11 protein-coding genes and 1 tRNA gene are annotated in these 19,173 nt (G+C 64.1%); 7 read left to right on the top strand and 5 right to left on the bottom strand.

Annotated features, from left to right (window positions below):
• Positions 1-2 precede the first annotated feature (2 nt).
• Positions 3-1,418: an aminotransferase class I/II-fold pyridoxal phosphate-dependent enzyme gene (locus RHIBR816_RS0102115; RefSeq protein WP_018234880.1), complete on the bottom strand. Its 1,416-nt coding sequence runs from the start codon at positions 1,416-1,418 to the stop codon at positions 3-5.
• A complete protein-coding gene (locus RHIBR816_RS0102110; RefSeq protein WP_026186556.1) occupies positions 1,415-8,920 on the bottom strand; it encodes a type I polyketide synthase in 7,506 nt (2,501 codons plus the stop codon). Before RHIBR816_RS0102110 ends, RHIBR816_RS0102115 begins: the two co-directional genes overlap by 4 nt.
• Positions 8,921-9,324: 404 nt before the next feature.
• Here RHIBR816_RS0102110 and RHIBR816_RS0102105 point away from each other — a divergent pair, with 404 nt between their 5' ends.
• The 4 genes from RHIBR816_RS0102105 to RHIBR816_RS0102090 all read left to right on the top strand — a co-directional run bounded on the left by RHIBR816_RS0102105 (position 9,325) and on the right by RHIBR816_RS0102090 (position 13,215).
• Complete coding sequence (locus tag RHIBR816_RS0102105) at positions 9,325-10,512, top strand: polysaccharide biosynthesis/export family protein (protein WP_026186555.1); 1,188 nt, start codon at positions 9,325-9,327, stop codon at positions 10,510-10,512.
• Positions 10,513-10,728: 216 nt separating this feature from the next.
• The gene (pncA, locus tag RHIBR816_RS0102100; RefSeq protein WP_018234877.1) at positions 10,729-11,328 is read left to right on the top strand and encodes a bifunctional nicotinamidase/pyrazinamidase; all 600 of its coding nucleotides are present in this window, start codon (positions 10,729-10,731) and stop codon (positions 11,326-11,328) included.
• 100 nt (positions 11,329-11,428) lie between these two features.
• Entirely contained in the window at positions 11,429-12,733 is a 1,305-nt protein-coding gene (gene pncB / locus RHIBR816_RS0102095) for a nicotinate phosphoribosyltransferase (protein ID WP_018234876.1), read from the top strand.
• A 269-nt stretch (positions 12,734-13,002) separates the two neighbouring features.
• The gene (locus RHIBR816_RS0102090; RefSeq protein ID WP_026186554.1) at positions 13,003-13,215 is read left to right on the top strand and encodes a hypothetical protein; all 213 of its coding nucleotides are present in this window, start codon (positions 13,003-13,005) and stop codon (positions 13,213-13,215) included.
• Between the two features lie 144 nt (positions 13,216-13,359).
• Here the strand turns inward: RHIBR816_RS0102090 and RHIBR816_RS35550 are convergent, their stop codons facing one another.
• The gene (locus tag RHIBR816_RS35550; RefSeq protein ID WP_018234874.1) at positions 13,360-13,506 is read right to left on the bottom strand and encodes a hypothetical protein; all 147 of its coding nucleotides are present in this window, start codon (positions 13,504-13,506) and stop codon (positions 13,360-13,362) included.
• Between the two features lie 241 nt (positions 13,507-13,747).
• On the opposite strand from RHIBR816_RS35550, the gene RHIBR816_RS0102080 reads away from it, so the two are divergent.
• Positions 13,748-16,012, top strand: coding sequence for a PBP1A family penicillin-binding protein (locus RHIBR816_RS0102080; protein ID WP_018234873.1), 2,265 nt, complete (start codon positions 13,748-13,750; stop codon positions 16,010-16,012).
• 247 nt (positions 16,013-16,259) lie between these two features.
• Here RHIBR816_RS0102080 and RHIBR816_RS33610 read toward each other — a convergent pair whose 3' ends face one another.
• Both RHIBR816_RS33610 and RHIBR816_RS0102070 read right to left on the bottom strand, forming a co-directional pair.
• Complete coding sequence (locus tag RHIBR816_RS33610; RefSeq protein WP_018234872.1) at positions 16,260-16,457, bottom strand: hypothetical protein; 198 nt, start codon at positions 16,455-16,457, stop codon at positions 16,260-16,262.
• A 703-nt stretch (positions 16,458-17,160) separates the two neighbouring features.
• A tRNA-Thr gene (locus tag RHIBR816_RS0102070) sits at positions 17,161-17,235 on the bottom strand.
• Between the two features lie 260 nt (positions 17,236-17,495).
• Between RHIBR816_RS0102070 and RHIBR816_RS0102065 the strand changes: the two genes are divergently transcribed.
• Both RHIBR816_RS0102065 and murA read left to right on the top strand, forming a co-directional pair.
• Entirely contained in the window at positions 17,496-17,714 is a 219-nt protein-coding gene (locus tag RHIBR816_RS0102065; protein WP_018234871.1) for a hypothetical protein, read from the top strand.
• Positions 17,715-17,870: 156 nt separating this feature from the next.
• Positions 17,871-19,163 carry a UDP-N-acetylglucosamine 1-carboxyvinyltransferase gene (gene murA / locus RHIBR816_RS0102060; protein WP_018234870.1) on the top strand — a complete coding sequence of 431 codons (1,293 nt, stop codon included), beginning with the start codon at positions 17,871-17,873 and terminating at the stop codon, positions 19,161-19,163.
• Positions 19,164-19,173: the final 10 nt, after the last annotated feature.

Genomic DNA, 19,173 nt, shown 5'->3' with positions numbered 1-19,173 from the left:
GTCTAGCGCGCCGAGAGAGCCTTCAGCATCTGGTCGATATCGACGCCGCCGAGCCCGAAATTCCGTTCAGTGAGATCCTTCAGGCGCTCGGCGGTCAGCGCCACGGTGCGGCGGATCTGCTCCTCCGTATGCTCGCTGGTGATGAAGAAGCGCAGCCGCGCCATCCCCTCCTGAACCGCCGGATGGATGATCGGCAGCACGTTGATGCCGCCGGCGAGGAGGTCGTTCGACAGCTGCACGGCCCTAAGCGAATCGCCGACGATCACCGGCACGACAGAGTAGCCGCCACTCAAGCCCGTATCGAGGCCAGCTTCCTTGGCGAGTTTCAGGAACAGGTGGCCATTGCGCCTGAGTGCGGCGGTGCGCTCCGGCTCCCGTTCGAGGATGTCGAGGCTCGCCACCGCCGATGCTCCGAGAACGGGGGCGAGGCCGACGCTGTAGACGAAGCCGCCGGCCGACGCCTTAAGCACCGCGGCGAGAGCCTCGCTGCCGGCGATGTAGCCGCCGCAGCTCGAGGTGGTCTTCGACAGGGTCCCCATCCAGATGTCGACCTCGTTCGGATCGACGCCGAAATGCTCGGCAAGGCCCTTGCCCCGCCGGCCCAGGACGCCCAGCGAATGGGCTTCGTCCACCATCAGCCAGAAGCCGAATTCCGCCTTGAGTTTCAGCAGCGCCGGCAATTCGGCGACATCGCCATCCATCGAATAGATGCCCTCGACGATGACCATGATATGCCGATAGTCGCCGGAAACGGTACGCAGCACATGTTCCAGATCGGTCGTGTCGTTGTGCTTGAAAAGGCGGCGCGTGGCGCCCGAAAGCTTGATGCCGGCAAGCGCGCTGTTGTGGATGAACTCATCATGGATGACGAGATCCTTTGGCCCCAACAGGCAGCCGATGGCCGCGACATTGGTGAGGTAGCCGCTGACGAAGCAGACGGCCGCCTCGACGCCGTAGAACCGCGCGATCCGCTCCTCGAGCTCGACATGCACGGGGCGTTCGCCTGCCACGAGCCGGCTCGCCGAGGCGGAAATCCCGAAGGTTTCGATCGTCTCGCGTGCTTTGTCGAGGACGTGGGAGTGCCTGTTCAGCCCAAGATAGTCATAGGAGGCGAAGTTGATGAGCGTGCGGCCATCGATCACCGTGGTCGCACCGGCTGCCGTCTGATGCGCCCGATAGAAAGGATTGGCGATGCCAAGCTGCTCGCTCGCGAATTTCTGCGCCTGAACCTGCTTGTATTCCGGCAGATCCTCGAAGCGAGCCTGTTGACGACGCGGGGCAGGCGGCAGTTCCCGTTCCGAGCGTGCCATGCGGTTGCGCTCGGAGGATTGATGCGTGTTCCTCATCCTGTCCAGCAGGTTCTCCTTGAGGCTGCTGTTCATCTTGGAGAAGGTCTGGCCGTTTCCGTCGTTGCTCATTGGCCCAGTGCTTTTTCCTTGGCAGCTCCGATATGGCGTTGCGTCAGTTCGGTGACGAGCTTGTCGTCGGCGGCTTCACTATCGTCGCTCTGATCGCGCTTGCTTACCTTTTCATAGAGCTTGCGCGCAACATCCCCGACGGTCGTGTTGTCGGCGACGCCGCTGAGCGGCATGTCGAACCCTGTATTCTGCTGGAAGCTGATGCCGAGCTCGACGGCCATCAGGCTGTCGAGGCCGATTTCCTTCAGGATCTTGCCGCGCGTCACCGTATCCTTGGCGACGCGGAGAATGGCGGCGATCTCGCCCGCCACCAGATCGAACAGGATGTCCTCCGCCTCCTGCGGCGACTTGCCCTCGATCATCGCCACGAGGTCCATCTTGGCGCCCTCGGCGCCGGAGGTGTGCTGGTCGGCGCTGCGCAGGATCACTTCGAACAGGGCTTTCTTGGCGACCGGCAAGTTGCGCGCCGCCGCCCAGTCGATCTCCGAGATTATCACGACCGCCGCATCGACGCTGCCCGGGTCGGCCGCGATATGGTTCTCCACCATGTCGAGCGCCACCTGGGCCCTGAGCGCCGTCTTGCCGATGCGCTTGGAGAGCAGGTCGTTCACGTCGGCATTCTGCGTCAGGTAGCCCGCATCGGCGATGGCGCCGAAGCCGACCGCCAAGCCTGCCAGCCCCCCGGCGCGCCGTGCGCGGGCAAGGCCCTCGAGGTAGCCGTTGGCGGCCACATAGTTTGCCTGGCCCGGATTGCCGACGAGTGTCGTTGCGGAGGAAAACAGGATGAAGTTGTCGAGCGCGTCTGCGCGCGTCAGGCGGTCGAGGATCGCCGCGCCCTTCGCCTTGACGTCGATGACCGGCCGGTTGCGCTCGCGGTTCAAGTTGCTGATCAACGCATCATCGAGCACCATTGCCGCATGGACGACCGAACGCAGCGGCGCCTGGGCGCGAAGCGTTGCAAGCAACGCTTCGGCGGCCGCGGCATCGGTGACGTCGCAGGCATGGACAGATGCCGAGACGCCAGCCTTCTGCCAGCGCTCGATGGCTGCACTCGTCTCGGCATCCGGCAAGCCGCGGCGTGAACAGAGAGCAATGTGGCGCGCGCCCTTGTCGACGAGCCACTTGGCCGCTACCAGCCCGAAGCCCCCGATACCGCCGACAACGAGATGCATCCCGTCCGGATCGACCTTCATGCCGCTGCGCGTCTTGGCGGCAATCTCGTGCTTGCCGGCGACCGGCGGGAGCACGACGATCTTGCCGATATGGCCGGCATTCTGCATCAGCCGGAACGCATTGCCGATTTCATCGAAATCGAAGGCGCGATAGGGAAGCGGTGTCAGCCGGCCCTCTTCGAAGAGCGCGCCGATTTCCATGAAGATTCGCTTGGTCAGGTCCGGCTGATTGACGAGGAGCTGGTCGGCGTCGATGCCGAAATAGCTGACATTGCGTCGGAACGGCCTGAGGCCGATCTTGCTGTCGGCGTAATAGTCGCGCTTGCCGAGTTCGAGGAACCGCCCGAAGGGTTTGACGAGCGCCAGGCTTTGCTCCATCGCCTCGGCGAAGAGCGAGTTGAGAACGAGATCGACCCCTTCGCCGCCAGTCACGGCGCGGACATCGTTGACGAAACCGAGCGATCGGGAATCGAAGACGTGATCGGCCCCGAGCATCGTGAGGAAACGTCGCTTTTCACGGGTTCCGGCCGTGGCGATGACCTTGGCGCCCTTCAGCTTGGCGACCTGCAACGCGGCGAGGCCGACCCCGCCGGCAGCGCCGTGAATGAGGATCGTTTCACCCGCCCGGATGCGGCCGAGCTCGACCATTGCGTAATAGGCGGTGAGGAACGCCACCGGCAGCGTGGCGGCAGCCACCGGGCTGATCGTCCGTGGCAGCTTGGCGACGCCGGCCCGGGAGACGACCGCATGCGTCGAGAAGGCGGCCGAGGCGATCGCCATCACCGCATCGCCGATGGCGAGATCGTCAACGCCTGCGCCGACTTCGACCACATGGCCGGACAGCTCCATGCCGATCGTCGCGCCGGCAAAGCCGTCTTCGAGCGCCTCTTCCGGCAGCAGGCCCATCGCCCACATGACGTCGCGGAAGTTGAGACCCGTGGCGGCGACCGAGACGACGATCTCGCCGGGTCCGGCCCGCGGCACAACGGTTTCTTCCCAGGCGATGCTGCTGACCTGGGAGCTGACGCGCTGGCGAATGGTGGCGGCCGCGAAGGTGCTGGTCCTGCCCTCTGTTTTGGCGGCGGGACCAGACACCGCCCGGATTTCCGAAAGCAGACCGGTCGCCCGATCCAGCAGCCATTCGCGGTTGGAGCCCTCGATGGCCAGCAGCGGCAGCGCCGCGGCGAGCATCTCGTCGTGGCTGGCGCTCGCGTGTCCGAAGAGATCGAGTGAATGAACGTCGAGGAATTCGTACTCGTTCTGCAGCACGCGGACGAAGGTCCACAATCCCGAATTGACGCCCGAGCGCGCCGATTCCGACACCGGAGCGCCGCCCGGCGCTACCAGCACGAGACGGGGGCGCTCATTCCCGGCGAGCTCGGCGTTCGCGACACGCTGCTTGAGCGCTTCGGAAAAGGCGCTGAGTGCCAAGACCTGCGTCTGTAGCAGGGCGGAATCGGTGTCGTCGATGCGGTCTGCCCCGGGGGAGACGAAAACCGCACGGACCGGCTTCTCGCCAAGGCCATCGAGCGCTGCCCCGAGCACGGCAACATCGGCGGCCATATCGCCGGTGACTGCGACCGGGATGGCGCCCTTGGGGGCAGAGCCGCGCCGCGCTGTCGTTTCGATCATCAGATAGGGAACAACGGCGCCGGCGTCGCTTGCGGCCGGGGCCGCGACCGCTGCACCACGCGCCTCGATCAGGATCGTATTGCCATGCGGGCACTCGCAGTCGCTTACGCTGACGTCGTTGAGCTCGAGATCGGCCAGGCATTTCTGCCAATGCGACACCGCGGCGAGCTTGCCGATCGCGAACTCCGCCGTCTGGCTGCGTTCGAACCAGCCTTCAGAGAGGCCGAGCGCAAAGTCATGGAAGATCGATGGAGCACTGACGGCAGCGACCAGCGCGCCGCTTTCCTGCAGCTTCGAACGCAGCGCCGTGCGGATGGCGGCGTCCTCTTCGATCAATTGGTACAGCTTGTCCGAGGCACTGACGGCCAGGTCGAACGGTCCGATCGCGTCGAATTCGCTCTTCTTCAGGATGCGCACATGGGCGTCTTCCTCGAAGGCAATCTCGAGATTGCGCTGGGCATTGTCGCGCGGCTCGACGACGGAAAGGGTCGTTCCATGGCTTGCCGCAAGATCGGCCAGGCGCCGCGTGAAGCCGGCGGAAACGCTGCCGAACTCGACGAGACGCAGGCGAGCGCCATTCACCTGGCCGGCCAAAGCGCTTTCGACCATGGCAAGGACTTGTTCCATGCGCGAACGGCTTGCCACCGAATGGACAGCCTGGTGGTCGAGCGTCGCCTCGCTGATGAAGCCGGCGTTGAACGCTGCGGCAGCTTCTCCGCCAACGCCGGCCAGCAGGACGCCGAGACGGCTCAGTGCTTCCGCATAGGCGTTGTTGATCAACACCGCTTCGACGGTCCGGTCGGGGCGCTCCCCATAGAGCTCTCCGAGGATCTCCGCGACGGTTGGGAGGGTGAACTCCGTCGCAACTTTCCAACTGCCGTTCTGGTGTTCGCAGAGCCCGGCGTCCTCGAGTGTGTAGAGGCAGTTTGTCAAGAAGCACTGGAAGGCGAAATCGCCAGGCAGGCCATTACCCTGGATCGCGCTCTTCCCACGCGCCAGCTTGAGCGCGATGTCGTGACAGGCGCGATAGATGGCAGCATTGAAGAGCAGCGTCGCATTGTCGACGCTGCTTTCGGCGCCGGCCGCGTTGGTCAGCTTCGCCGGGACCGCTCCTGCCAGCTTCCTGCCGGGCAGGATCACGTCGGAGAGGACCGACTCATAGTGGAAGGAGAGCCCATCGAGCGTCTTGTGCTTGCGCAGATAGGTCCGGCGGAAACGACAATCGTCGAAATGCGCGATAGGCTCGCCGGCCGCATCGAAGAAGTGGAACCGTGCCTTGATCGAATTGGCGCTGACGCGCTCGATTTCGATCGTCGCCCGCGCAATCGGGCGACCTGCATTGACGACGCGAACCGACCCGAAGCGGACGGGAATATAGGGCGCGCCGCCCTTGTCGCCGGTGAAGCGGTCGAAGAGCGCCACCAGCCCGTGGAAGGTCGCGTCGACGGAGATCGGATGGAGCGCATAGCTGACGAAAGGATGACCTGATCCGGCCGGAGCCTTCAGCTCGACATCGACCAGCCGGTCCCCGTAAGCGACCGCCTTTGCGAGCAACTGGAAATTCGAGCCGTAGTCGAGCCCGAATTGCCTCGCCGTGTCATAGGCCTTTGCCGGAGTGACTATGCCTGTCTTGGCGAGGCCGGATATGGACGGGTGCTTGCCGTTCGCAACGGCCATCGGCTTGCGGCTTCTCGCCACCGCGTGCACGGTCCAGTCGTCCTCGGACAGGCGCTCGCGCGAACGGATCTCGATGTCGCCGGTCTCCGGCGACAGGATGGTCGACAGCTCCATGATCCGGCTGTCGCTGAGTTCGAGCGGTCGGACGATTTCGAGATTGGTGATCTCGACTTCGTCGCCGCCGTAATATTGCTGCGCGGCGGAAACGGCGATTTCGATGAAGCCGCTGCCCGGCAGGATCGCCTTGCCGTCGACGACATGCTCGGCAAGATCCGGGAAAAGATGCGCGTCGACATGGTTTTTCCAGCTGCCGCTGTTGGGATCGCCCCGCCAGCCTGTCAGGCGATAGGGCTTGCTGGAACGACCGAAGAGGTCCGTCGCGTCGGTGGTCGTCTGCGGGCGCAGTTCGACCGGCTCGAAGGGCAGGCTCGGCAGCGCGATGAAGGCATCGCGCTTGCCGAAGACACGGGGTCGGTCAACTACCGCACCGTGCGCGACCGCTCGGGCCATCGACGCGGAGATCGGGTCCTGCGCATTCTCTCCGGCGTCGCGCAGCAAGGTCGGCACCACACTTGCCGGGACCGCCGCCTGCTTGATCGTTTCCTTGACATAGGAGGCGAGGATCGGCCGCGGAGAGATTTCGATGAACAGCCGGCAGCCGAGCGCGAGGGCGGCCTCGGCCGCGGCCTGGAAGCGCACCGGCTCGCGGACGTTCTTCCACCAGTAGTCGGGATCGAGCTCCGTGCCGTCGAGAGCGCCGCCGGTGACCGTCGAGAGGTAGGTCAGCTCTGTCCGGCGCGGAGCGATATCGGGAATATCGGCGAGGAACGCCTCTTTCGCCTGGTCGATGATCGGATGGTGGAACGGGTAGTTAATGTCGAGGATCTGAACCGGGATCTTCGCCTTGCGGGCGGCGTCACGGAAGGCGGTGACCTCATTCGCCGGCCCCGAAATCGTCACCGAATTTTGCGCGTTGACGGCTGCGACGCAGACTTCGTTGAGGCCGCGCGCCTGGGCAAACGCGCTCGCCGCTTCCTCGCCGAGCATCACGGCCGCCATCGTGCCTTGGCCAGCCAAGAGGTCCTGGTGCAGCGAGCGCTTTGCGACGATCGACACCGCGTCAACCAGAGACAGAGCGCCGGCCGCATAGGCTGCGGCGATTTCGCCGACGGAATGACCGAACACGGCGGTCGGCGTAATGCCCATCGCCACGAGCGAGTCGGAGAGCGCCGCCTGGATCGCGAACAGCAGCGGCTGGGCGACCTTGGTGTCGGCGAGCTTCTTGTCCAGCGCCGGATCGGTCAGCAGGTCCGTGAGGACGATGTCGGAATGGAACTTGAAGAGCGCGCTGACCGAGGTGAAGGACTGGCGGAAGTGCAGGTTTTCGCGGAAGGCCTCGACACCCATGCCGGCCCATTGGGAGCCGTTGCCGGAGAAGACGAAGGCGACCGGCGCATTCTTGACCGGCGCCTCGCCGATTTCGCCGATATCGGAGCCCGGCTTGTCGAGGTGGCTGGCGATCGCCCGGACGATGTCCTCGGGGTGGTCGCTGCGCGCCGCAAAACGGTGGCGCATCTGGGTGCGGTTTGCGCCCGAAGCGGCGATGATGGCGCGCGTCTCTTCCTTGGAAGCGCTTGCAAACGTCGCCTTATAGTCCTTGAGCAGGTTTTCGAGGCTCGACTGCGTGTGGGCGCTCACGAGGAACACGTGTCCCGTCGATGCCGGCGCGGTCTTTTCCGGCTGGATTGGATCCGGATCGCTGATGACGACATGGGCATTGGCACCGCCGAAGCCGAAGGAGTTGATGCCAGCGAGCCGCGCCCGCTTGCCCTTCAGAAGCTCGATCGGATTGGCCGTCACCCGGACGTTGAGGCCGTCGAAGTCGATATGCTCGTTCGGCGTGTCGAAGTGCAGCGATGCCGGAAGGTAATTGTGCTCGAGCGCCAGCACGGCCTTCATCATGCCGAACAGGCCGGAGGCCGGCTCGGTGTGACCGATATTCGACTTGATGGAGCCGATCGGCACCGGGGCGCGCCGTTTGGCGCCGATGACCGTGCCGATGGACCACACCTCGGCCGGGTCACCGACCTTGGTGCCGGTGCCGTGGCCTTCGACGAAGGCCACCTGGTTGGCGTCGATATCGTTGCCTTCGTAGATCGCTCGCAGCAGATTGGCCTGCGCCTCGCGCGACGGCAGCGAGATGCCGTTGGTACGGCCGGCCGAATTGACGCCGGAGGCGACGATCCGTGCATAGCTCCGGTCCTTTTCCCGACGGGCCCGATCCGACCGCCGCAGGACGAAGACCACGCCGCCTTCGGCGCGGACATAGCCGGCGCCGTCATTGTCATAGGCGCGGCAGAGGCCCTCCGGCGACAACATGCGCGCCTGGGCGAAACCGACGAAGGGAAGCGGATGGGCGAGAATGTTGACGCCGCCGACGATCGCCGTGTCGATCTCGCCGGCATTGAGCGCCCGCATCGCCTGGTCGAGCGCGACGAGCGAGGAGGAACAGGCGGTGTCGACGGTCATGCTCGGGCCGCTCAGCCCGAAGACGTGCGAGATGCGGTTGGAGACGATCGACAGCGTGTTGCCGGTCATGAAATAGGGGCCGGCGGCGGCCGGATCTTCGACCGTCAGGTTGGCGTGGTCGAGGCTCGATGCGCCGATATAGACGCCGACATTCTCGCCGTGCAGCGACGCGATCGAGATATTTGCGTCCTCGAGCGCGCGCCAGGCGAGTTGAAGGAGCACGCGCTGCTGCGGGTCCATATACATGGCTTCGCGCTGCGACATGCCGAACACGGCCGGGTCGAAATCATAGATCGTGTCGAGGACGCCGGCGGCAAACGAATAGGTCTTGCCCTGCGTTCCCATCACCGGGTGCCAGAAACGCGCCAAGTCCCAACGGTCGCCGGGCACGCTGGACACGGTGCACATGCCTTGACGCAGAATCTTGAAGAGCGCCTGTGGTGATTGCGCTCCAGGTGCCAGGCATGCACGCCCTATGATTTCAACAGTCATGTATGATCGAACGCTCTAGAACTGCCGTTAAAATTGCCCAGCCAATTGCAGTATCAAACGGAAATTGCAATCGGCGACAGGTTTGCCGGGTGATTTTCCCCGTCTTTTGCCCCCTGCCGTATTAGGGAGCTTTTAACTCATAGTGCCTAGCTTTCAACCCCAAAGGACTAGATAAACGTCCCGCTGCCCCTCGTCCAAAACAATTACGGCGACAGCGCGTAACCGTTTTCGAGGGTGGTATTGCCGGAAAAGCGCAGCGCCGAATATTTTGGCCCGCTTGACGGCGGGTGGCTTGTTGTGGGACGGCGATTGTGCTTTTCAGGGACCGGCGGATTCCTGCCGGGAAGAATGCGGCGCAGATTTTTTGAATGGAATCATCGCTGTGCCGAAGACGGAGTATCGTAGTGAAACGAGTGACTGCCCTTCTGCTTTGTACCGCGCTCGCGGGATGTCAGGCTGTACCGGGCGAAGGCCCCCTGACAGGCGAAATCGTCGCAGAAGCCGGCCAGTCGGGATCTGAGATCGGCAGGAAGAACGCCACCGTTTTCGATATCGTCGATGTCGACGGCCAGTCGGCCCGGCTCGTTTCCGAATATGAAGCATCGACGCTGCGCCGCCGTTTCGGTATTGGCGGCGGCGTCGGCCAGGTGGTGATCGGCGTCGGCGACCAGCTGAAGGTCACGATTTTCGAGGCGGGCAGCGACGGCCTGTTTTCCACAACGGAATCGAAGCAGACGAGCATCGATCTCGTCGTCCAGCCAGGCGGCGAGGCGGCGATCCCCTATGTCGGCTCCGTCCGTTTCGCCGGCCTGACGCTCGAGCAGGCGCGCCAGGCGATCCTCGACGCCTTGAAACAGAAGGCCGTTGAGCCGGACGTCATCGTCACTTCGACCTCGACCGCCTCGCGCATCGTTACCGTATCGGGCGCTGTCGGCCGCCCATCGGTCGTGCCGCTCAACCTCGTCAGCGAAACGATCAACGAGGTCATCGCCAAGGCCGGCGGTCCCTCGGCGCAGCCCTATGAGACCTATGTCACGCTGGTACGCGGCAAGAAGACCGGAACGGTTCTGTTGAAATCGATCATCGAGAACCCGTCCGAAAACATCCATGTCAAACAGGGCGACCAGATCTTCGTCACCCGCGACCCGCGCACCTTCACGGTCCTCGGCCAGGTCCGCGCCAACCAGCGCGTCGAGTTCGGCGCCAACGACCTGAACCTCCTCGAGGCCGTCGCACTTGCCGGCGGCGGTTCGGACCGCAGCGTCGATGCGAAGGGCTATTTCGTCTTCCGCTACGAGGAGCCGGACATCGTCATGAGCCTGCTCGGCCGGGAGCGCTTCAACAGCATGCTGAGCAAGGGCATGAAGCCGGATCGTGTCGGTCGCTATCCGATCGTCTACCGCTTCAACATGACCAACCCGGACAGCCTGATCGTCGGACAGACCTTCCCGGTCAAGAACCGCGACGTCATCTATGCTTCGCGCCACCCCTCGGTCGACATCACGAAATTCCTGGAATTCATCGCGCGGCCGATCGGCATTGCCAATTCCGGCGTCAACATCGCCGACAATCTCGACGATCTCAACAACTGATGTGCGTGGGGGCCATGGCCCCCACCGGCCATCCTTCTTCAAGCGCCGCGCGCTAACATCCCAGAATCGATCGCCTTTATCGGGTCGCGTTCATCCTGGCGGACTGAGCGGCGGCCGTCGAACAGGCTTGCCGCCTCGCGCGTTCTGTGATTGATCTTGCAGGATTAAATCGATTTGCCGGTCGCCAGTATGGGTCGGCAGTCGCGAGGAGTGGCCATGGCCGAAGATGCCCTGATCGTCGTCGACATGCAGAACGACTTCTGCCCGGGCGGTGCGCTCGCAGTGGCAGGCGGCGATGAAATCGTGGCCGTCGTCAACCGCCTGATCGCAGACGCCCGGCATGTCATCCTAACGCAGGACTGGCACCCGGCCGGCCATTCGAGCTTCGCGTCGAGCCATCCCGGCAAGGCGCCTTTCCAGACGGTGACGATGCCCTATGGCGAGCAGACGCTCTGGCCGGATCACTGCGTCCAGGGAAGTCCGGGGGCCGATTTTCACCCCCGCCTGCGATGGACGACGGCGGAGTTGGTCGTCCGCAAGGGATTCCGCACCGGGATCGACAGCTATTCCGCCTTTTTCGAGAACGACCACCGGACTCCGACCGGGCTCGCCGGCTACCTGCGCGAGCGCGGCATGGCCAAAGTGTCGCTCTGCGGTCTGGCGACCGATTTCTGTGTTGCCTTCTCGGCGCTCGATGCGGTCGCCCAGGGTTTTTCGACCTCCGTCGTGCTCGACGCCTGTCGCGGCATCGACCTGAACGGATCGCTTGCCGCGATGACTCGGCGCATGCGCGATGCGGGTGTTGAACTGATCTAGCCGCACGGGGAGGGATCGCTCAGCGTTGCGAAATCGATCATTATTGTGTTCGGCCGGACGTGATCCAGGAAGACGTGATCCAGAAGGAGCGTAGTCGCAGATGCCAAAGACCGATATCGCGCGGCGGGTCTATAACCATACCTGGAAGCTCGATCCGATCATCCGCAGTCTGCTGGATACGGATTTCTACAAGCTCCTGATGCTGCAGATGATCTGGCAGCTCTATCCGGATGTCGACGCGACCTTCTCGCTGATCAACCGCACCAAGACCGTGCGGCTTTCCGAGGAGATCGACGAACAGGAGCTGCGCGACCAGCTCGACCACGCACGCACCCTGCGCTTCAGCAAGAAGGAGATGATCTGGCTTGCCGGTAATACCTTCTACGGCCGCAAGCAGATCTTCTCGCCGGAATTCCTCTCCTGGCTCGCCAAATTCCGCTTGCCCGAATACGAGCTGTCGCGCCGCGACGGCCAGTTCGAGCTGACCTTGCGCGGCCGCTGGGTCGAGACGACGATGTGGGAGATCCCGGCGCTGGCGATCATCAACGAGCTGCGTTCGCGCGCCGCCATGAAGGGCCTCGGCCCGTTCACGCTGGATGTGCTCTATGCCCGCGCCAAGGCCAAGATGTGGTCGAAGGTCGAGCAGCTGCGGCAATATCCGAGCTTGCGCATTTCCGACTTCGGCACCCGCCGCCGGCACAGCTTCCTCTGGCAGCGCTGGTGCGTCGAGGCGCTGAAGGAAGGCATCGGCGCCTCCTTCTCCGGCACGAGCAACGTGCTTCTCGCCATGGACAACGATCTGGAGGCGCTCGGCACCAATGCCCACGAACTGCCGATGGTGGCGGCCGCGCTGGCGCACGACGACCGCGAGCTCGCCGCCGCCCCCTACAAGGTCCTGCAGGACTGGAACCAGCTTTATGGCGGCAACCTGCTGATCGTCTTGCCGGATTCCTTCGGCACCGCCGCCTTCCTGCGCAATGCGCCGGCCTGGGTGGCGGATTGGACCGGCTTCCGGCCGGACAGCGCCCCGCCGATCGAGGGCGGCGAGAAGATCGTCGCCTGGTGGAAGAAGATGGGCCGGGATCCGCAGGACAAGCTGTTGATCTTCTCCGACGGCCTCGACGTCGACACGATCATCAAGACCTATCGCCATTTCGAGGGGCGTGTGCGCATGAGCTTCGGCTGGGGGACCAACCTGACGAACGACTTTGCCGGCTGCGCGCCGACCGAGATCGGCGGCCTCAACCCGATTTCGATCGTCTGCAAGGTCAGCGAAGCCAATGGCCGCCCGGCCGTCAAGCTTTCGGACAATCCGCGCAAGGCAACCGGCGATCCCGCCGAAGTGCAGCGCTATCTGAAATTCTTCGGGACGGAGGATTTCGTCGAGCAGAGCGTCCGCGTCTGAGGCTCATCTCCCCAAAAAAGAAGAAACCGGCCGGGCCGGTTTCAAGGAAGGGGAGTTGCGATTGTTCACCATCGCGGCTTCAAGTTAAGGTTGAAACCTTAAATTTTCGTTATCGCCGGATTCGATGCCAAGGACATCGCTCGCAGTGATCAAAAAGCGGCTTCGTATGTCGCAATAATATGACTTATTGGGGTCCCTCACTATTCTCTTGTATTTCCCCTGAAATGCCCCATGATGCCCCCATTGAGGTACCACCTTGGGAGGGGTTCGTGCGTCAAGCCTATTCGCCTGATGACGTCGATATCATGCGCGGAGCACTGGATGTCTGGTGCGCCCTGCACAATGTCGGCAAGGATGGAGCAGAGGCCGACAGAGCCGCCCGCCGCATCCTCGACCTGATGGACAGGAGGAAGTGCTCCTGTGACGAGCTTCTGGCTCAGCTCGGCGACTTCAGACCAGAACCGCGTCAGCGGGCAATCTAAGAACCAGCGACACCGTCATCCCACGTCCTGCACGGCGCATTCCGCATCGACGGCCGCGCCGTGCAGGCGGGGACGGGCGTTTGCCTCGATCAAGGACCGGCGGGTGAAGCGCGCGGGGCGAGGCATCGCGTCGCCGATCGACCGTCACCGCGGGATCGACGAGGTAATCTCGCCGGAGACGGCGGCGTTCGCCGGCGTCCTCTGTTGGGACAGGGCGAAGTGTAGGATGCCGGATACCGCGATCGACACGACGAGAACGGCGATGGTGGCGCCGAGACCCGATTTGATCATCCCCTGTCCTCCTGGAACGCGTGATTTGCCGCTCCGGCTGTCAAAGCGTGAGATGGAGTTATTCCTGTGGCGGCGATCAGGCTGTTCCCCCAGTAACGTCGATTATGGTTAATGATGTCTTCAGGGCGGCGGCCCGCCTGTGGATAATGGTGCGGCCCCACCATGTTTTGGACATGTTTCTGGCAACCACTCGCCGCCCGATGCGTTCTGCGCAAGCGTGATGGATTGATCGAGAGCACGGATGGCGCAAAGCGATGCCGCATCGAGGATTGGCCCGGAGAGCCGGGGGCCGGAAGAGGCCGAGCCGAGCCGCGATCAACCGCGCCGCTCGGAAGGCGCAGTTTTTGTCAAAACCCGAAGGGCACTTGCCGGGCTCGGCCGCGCGCTGACGCGACTTGGCCGGGCGCTCCGCGAGGAAGTGCCCGTCGCCGCCCGTCGGGCCGGGGAGAAATCCCGCGCCGCCGCGACCGTCGCCATCGAGCGGCTGCGGCGACCTTCGAGTTTCAAGGCCGGGTCCGCCGCTCTGGCGGGACGCGCCGCAAACCTTTGGTCGAGGGCGCGGCGAGGCGCGGCAACCGAACAACGCCCGGCCATGCCGAAAGTCCCCATCGGCAAGCGCGCGATCCTAGTTCAGAGTGTGGCGGCGGCAGCCTTGGTGTCGCTCCTGTTTATGGTCGCCGTCGTCGCCTGGGCGCTCCGCGATGTTCCCTGGGACGAAATCGCCGAGGGCTCGCTGAAGCCGGTCGTCGTGCTGGAAACCGCCGACGGCAAGCCTCTGGTGAGCCAGGGGCCGTTCCAGGGCTCCTACGCGGCGCGTGCCGATTTTCCGCCGCACCTGATCGAGGCCGTGCTCGCCAGGGAGGACCGGCGCTTCTACGAGCATGGCGGCATCGATCTGAGGGGTATCGCCCGGGCCGTCTACACCAATCTCGGGGCAGGAGAGGTCGTGCAGGGCGGCAGCACCATCACGCAGCAGCTGATCAAGATCCTCTATCTCGAGCGCGACCGCACCTGGAAGCGGAAGATCCAGGAAGCGGTGATTGCCTTCTGGCTGGAGCACAAGCTCGGCAAGGACGAAATCCTCACCCGCTACCTGAACAACATCTATCTCGGCGCCGGCGCCACCGGCGTGCCGGCGGCGGCGCGCATCTATTTCGACAAGGAGGTGCGAGAACTTTCGATCGGCGAGTCGGCGATGCTCGCGGCCATCATCCGCGCCCCGTCGCAGCTCAATCCGCTGACCAACCCGGAGGGCGCCCGCCAGCAGGCGGGGCTGGTCCTCGATGCGATGGTGAAGGGCAACAGGATCACTGCCGAGGAGGCGAAGGTCGCCCGCGCCGACTTCGGCAAGCTGCAGCCGACCAGCCCGGCGGTGCGCTCGGGAAGCTGGTTTGCCGACTGGATCATGCAGGATGCCCGCGAGCTCGCCGGTCCCTATCGCGGCACGATCAAGGTCAGGACCACCATGGCGCCGCGGCTGCAGGCGATCGCCGAAAAGGTCGTCGCCGAGGCGCTGAACCGGGAAGGCGCCAAGGCCGGCGTCTCGCAGGCCGCCCTGGTGGCGATGACCCCGGAGGGTGCCGTCGTCGCCATGGTCGGCGGCCGCGATTATACCAAGAGCACCTTCAACCGCGCCTTTTCGGCGATGCGCCAGCCCGGCTCGGCCTTCAAGCTGTTCGTCTATTACGCCGCCCTGAAGCGCGGTCTGACGCCCTTCGACCCGGTCGAGGATGCGCCGATCGAGATCAACGGCTGGTCGCCGGAAAATTTCGGCGGCGGCTATAGCGGCCCGGTCAGCATCGCCGAAGCCTTCGCGCGGTCGCTGAACGCCGCGACGGTGGCTCTCGCCATGGAAGTCGGCATCGACGAGGTCATCGCCGCGGCCCGCGAACTCGGCATCGACGCCAAGCTAGCCGACACACCGAGCCTCGCGCTCGGCTCCTCGGAGGTGAACCTGCTCGATCTCACCGGCGCCTATGCCTCGGTCCGGGCCGGCCGCGCGCCCGTCGAGCCCTGGGGCATCGAATCGCTCCATGCCGAAGGCCAGCCGCAAGCTTTCCGCGTCGGCCCCTCAAGAGAAGCCACCACCGATATCAGCCAGTACCGGCCGGATCTGGTCTCGCTGCTGCGGCTGGTCGTCGAGCGCGGCACCGGCCGCGAAGCCGATATCGGCACGCTTGCCGCCGGCAAGACCGGCACCAGCCAGAACCACCGCGACGCCTGGTTCGTCGGCTTCACCGAGCCGCTGATCGTCGGCGTCTGGGTCGGCAACGACGACGAGACGCCGATGAAGGACGTCACCGGCGGCAAGCTGCCGGCAAGAATCTGGAAGAACTTCATGACCGCGGCGCTGGCCGAAGGCACTCCGCAGGAGCCGGATGCACAAGCGGCGGGCGCTGCGCCCGCCTGCAACTTCAGGGCCTGCGCGCGGGCCTATCGGTCGTTCAGGCCGGATGATTGTACGTTTCAGCCGTATTACGGGCCGCGGAGGCTTTGCGAGAAGTAGAGATTAAAGGCGTGCGACGTCCCGCGCCTGAAGGGTTTTCGGTCAGCTGAAGCGTGGCAGGTAGTTCGAACCCCGTGCATGCGTCCGGGCCCAAAGCTCAGAAGATTGGTGATGTCGAGATCGGGCGAGGCAATGAAGCTTCGTGCAGTCTTCAGCGTTGAGAAGGTGTCACTACGTTTCGCTAAGCGACGCGCGGTCGTGCTCAGCCAGGAGCGGTCGGCGGCGTCATGCCGCCAGGATCAGGAACTCATGCGCTACCCTCTGTCTCGCTTCCCTCGTCGAATTCCTGGACCGGCAGAAAGCCGTATTCGTGCAGCCACTCGCGAATGATGAGTCGGATTATCGCTTCTCGCGTCATCTCAAGCATTTCGCAGGCGAGGGCGAGCGCCAACTCCACGTCGTCGTCATCGGATATTCGCCTATCCACGTACTCTGTGTGAACCATTGTCGCAATCCCTAACCACTACAACCTCACAGACTGAAGGGTCTCACAGCACACGTTGTAGTCAAGGATTGCAGCCCCCTTCGAAGGGGTGAAATATGCCGCTAAATCATTGGAAAAATTGGGCTAAGACCTTTGTCGCGGTCGCCTAGGACCAACGTCCTAAAGTCGCGTGCGTGCGAGCAAACCAGACAGTGCCCGCGGAGGGGGAGCGAACGGTGCTGGCGAACCGTCAGAAGGGAGCCGCTTCTTTGAGCGGTCGAAGGCACCGCGCTACCACGTCGCCGAGGGAATACGACGTATCCAACGCAGTCGTCTGATTCCTTAGAGCCAACAAGATAGCCCGAGCGGGCTATGCGCCGCTCAGACGGGTCGGGGCCCAGAGACGCGGAACCAACCCGAGCCCCAGAGCTGCCGGAGGGGACACTGCGGCGCTCTGGGCCCCACGTGGCCCACATAGGAGGGGGATTATTCTCCGACGTGGTAACTGCGCACTTTGCTCCGCCGTTGGCCATGAGTAAATCTCCCAATTCGGCGGCGGAAAGTACATCTTGCGGGCTTCTCAATGTGCCTCTTGGCACATGCGAATTGCTGAGGCCCCGGCGGGAACCCTGTGCGCGACAATGCGCTACTTAGAATCGCTCCGCTCATCCTGGCCAAAACCCGGGAGCCGCGTCGCTGCGTACAATGATTTTATTGAGAAAACTGGTGCTGCTAGAGAGATTTGAACTCTCGGCCTCTCCCTTACCAAGGGAGTGCTCTACCCCTGAGCTATAGCAGCATCCGGCCGCGTTTCGAATACGCCGCAGCAGGCGAGGGGCCTATTGCCATAGCTTGCGGGAGAGCGCAAGCCGCATTTCGAAGTTTTTGGTGGGGTTGGGGCATGCCGGCATGCGGCAGGCTCGGTTGCGGATCATAAATGCCGCTGGTTTCAATAGGTTGATCGGGGCCATGGCTGGAAAATCGCCTCTGGTTTTTCCGCATTTATCTCGGTTCGAAATCCTCTTGCCGCTTCCGGGGCGCCGGCTTTTGCGCTAATCCATGACCATGCAGAACGATGACGACAAGGAGCGTGCGCCGGGGCCGCGAGGCGGTACGCAGAAGGGCTTGAGCGAGGCGGAGGCGCGGCGCCAGCGGCTGGCGAAGACGCTGCGCGACAATCTCCAGCGCCGCAAGCAGCAGGCGCGGGCCCGCCGGGCCGGCGACGCCGACGAGACGACCGGGCTGCCTGCCGCAAAATCGGACGAATCGGACGATTAGTGATGAGCCGGTGAAGTCCGGGCACATCCCGCGGCTTCTTCCTTTCTTGTCGACTGCATTTCAAGGCACTTCTAATTTCGCGGCATCTCCACTAAGAGACGCCCTTCAGAACACCGGATTTTCAAGAAAGCGGGCGGCGCCCGTGCGAGAGGTCTCATGGATCGCATCAGGATCGTAGGCGGAAACAAGCTTCACGGGGTCATCCCCATTTCCGGCGCCAAGAACGCCGCTCTGCCGCTGATGATCGCGTCGCTCCTGACCGACGACACGCTGACCTTGGAGAACGTGCCGCATCTCGCCGATGTCGAGCAGTTGATCCGCATCCTCGGCAATCACGGCGCCGACATCTCCGTCAATGGCCGCCGCGAGCGCCAGGGCGAGAGCTACGCCCGCACGATCCATTTCACCAGCCGCAACATCGTCTCGACCACGGCGCCCTACGAACTCGTCTCGAAGATGCGGGCGAGCTTCTGGGTCATCGGGCCGCTGCTTGCCCGCGAGGGCAAGGCGCGCGTGTCGCTGCCGGGCGGCTGCGCCATCGGCACGCGGCCGGTCGATCTCTTCATCGAGGGCCTGGCGGCGCTCGGCGCCAACATCGAGATCGACGGCGGCTACGTCAACGCCACGGCGCCGGAAGGCGGGCTCACCGGCGGGCGCTATGTGTTCCCGAAGGTCTCCGTCGGCGCCACCCATGTGCTGATGATGGCGGCAACCCTTGCCAACGGCACGACGGTGATCGGCAATGCCGCCCGCGAGCCGGAGGTCGCCGATCTTGCCAAGTGCCTGAACGCCATGGGCGCGAAAATCTCCGGTGCGGGCACTGGCACGATCACCATCGAAGGTGTGCGCTCGCTGTCGGGCGCCCGCCATCGCGTGCTGCCCGACCGCATCGAGACCGGCACCTATGCCATGGCCGTGGCGATGACCGGCGGCGACGTGATCCTCGAGGACACGGATTCGAGCCTGCTCGAGACCGCGCTCGAGGCGATCCGCCGCACCGGCGCCGAAATCAGCGAGACGAACAGCGGTATCCGCGTGGTGCGCAACGGCGCCGGCATCCGGCCGGTTGATATCGTCACCGATCCCTTCCCGGGCTTCCCGACCGACCTGCAGGCCCAGTTCATGGGCCTGATGACCAAGTCGAGCGGCGTCTCCCACATCACAGAGACGATCTTCGAGAACCGCTTCATGCATGTGCAGGAACTGGCCCGGCTCGGGGCGAAGATCTCGCTCTCCGGCCAGACCGCGAAGATCGAAGGCGTCGGCCGCCTCAAGGGCGCCCCGGTGATGGCGACCGATCTGCGCGCCTCCGTCTCGCTCGTCATCGCCGCACTTGCCGCCGAGGGCGAGACGATGGTCTCGCGGGTCTACCATCTCGACCGCGGCTTCGAGCGGCTGGAAGAGAAGCTGACGCGCTGCGGCGCCCATGTGGAACGCGTCAGCGACTGATCGCCGCTGC

The sequence above is a fragment of the Ensifer sp. BR816 genome, from assembly GCF_000378985.1.
Classification (GTDB): domain Bacteria; phylum Pseudomonadota; class Alphaproteobacteria; order Rhizobiales; family Rhizobiaceae; genus Sinorhizobium.
Note: the sequence above shows the minus strand (reverse complement) of the source record. Positions and strands in the feature narration are given on the sequence as shown.

Bases quoted from the DNA above. Each gene is read 5' to 3' on its own strand.
- RHIBR816_RS0102115 (WP_018234880.1), bottom strand. From the start codon at position 1,418: ATGAGCAACGACGGAAACGGCCAGACCTTCTCCAAGATGAACAGCAGC.
- RHIBR816_RS0102110 (WP_026186556.1), bottom strand. From the start codon at position 8,920: ATGACTGTTGAAATCATAGGGCGTGCATGCCTGGCACCTGGAGCGCAA.
- pncA (WP_018234877.1), top strand. From the start codon at position 10,729: ATGGCCGAAGATGCCCTGATCGTCGTCGACATGCAGAACGACTTCTGC.
- pncB (WP_018234876.1), top strand. From the start codon at position 11,429: ATGCCAAAGACCGATATCGCGCGGCGGGTCTATAACCATACCTGGAAG.
- RHIBR816_RS35550 (WP_018234874.1), bottom strand. From the start codon at position 13,506: ATGATCAAATCGGGTCTCGGCGCCACCATCGCCGTTCTCGTCGTGTCG.
- RHIBR816_RS0102080 (WP_018234873.1), top strand. From the start codon at position 13,748: ATGGCGCAAAGCGATGCCGCATCGAGGATTGGCCCGGAGAGCCGGGGG.
- RHIBR816_RS33610 (WP_018234872.1), bottom strand. From the start codon at position 16,457: ATGGTTCACACAGAGTACGTGGATAGGCGAATATCCGATGACGACGAC.
- RHIBR816_RS0102065 (WP_018234871.1), top strand. From the start codon at position 17,496: ATGACCATGCAGAACGATGACGACAAGGAGCGTGCGCCGGGGCCGCGA.
- murA (WP_018234870.1), top strand. From the start codon at position 17,871: ATGGATCGCATCAGGATCGTAGGCGGAAACAAGCTTCACGGGGTCATC.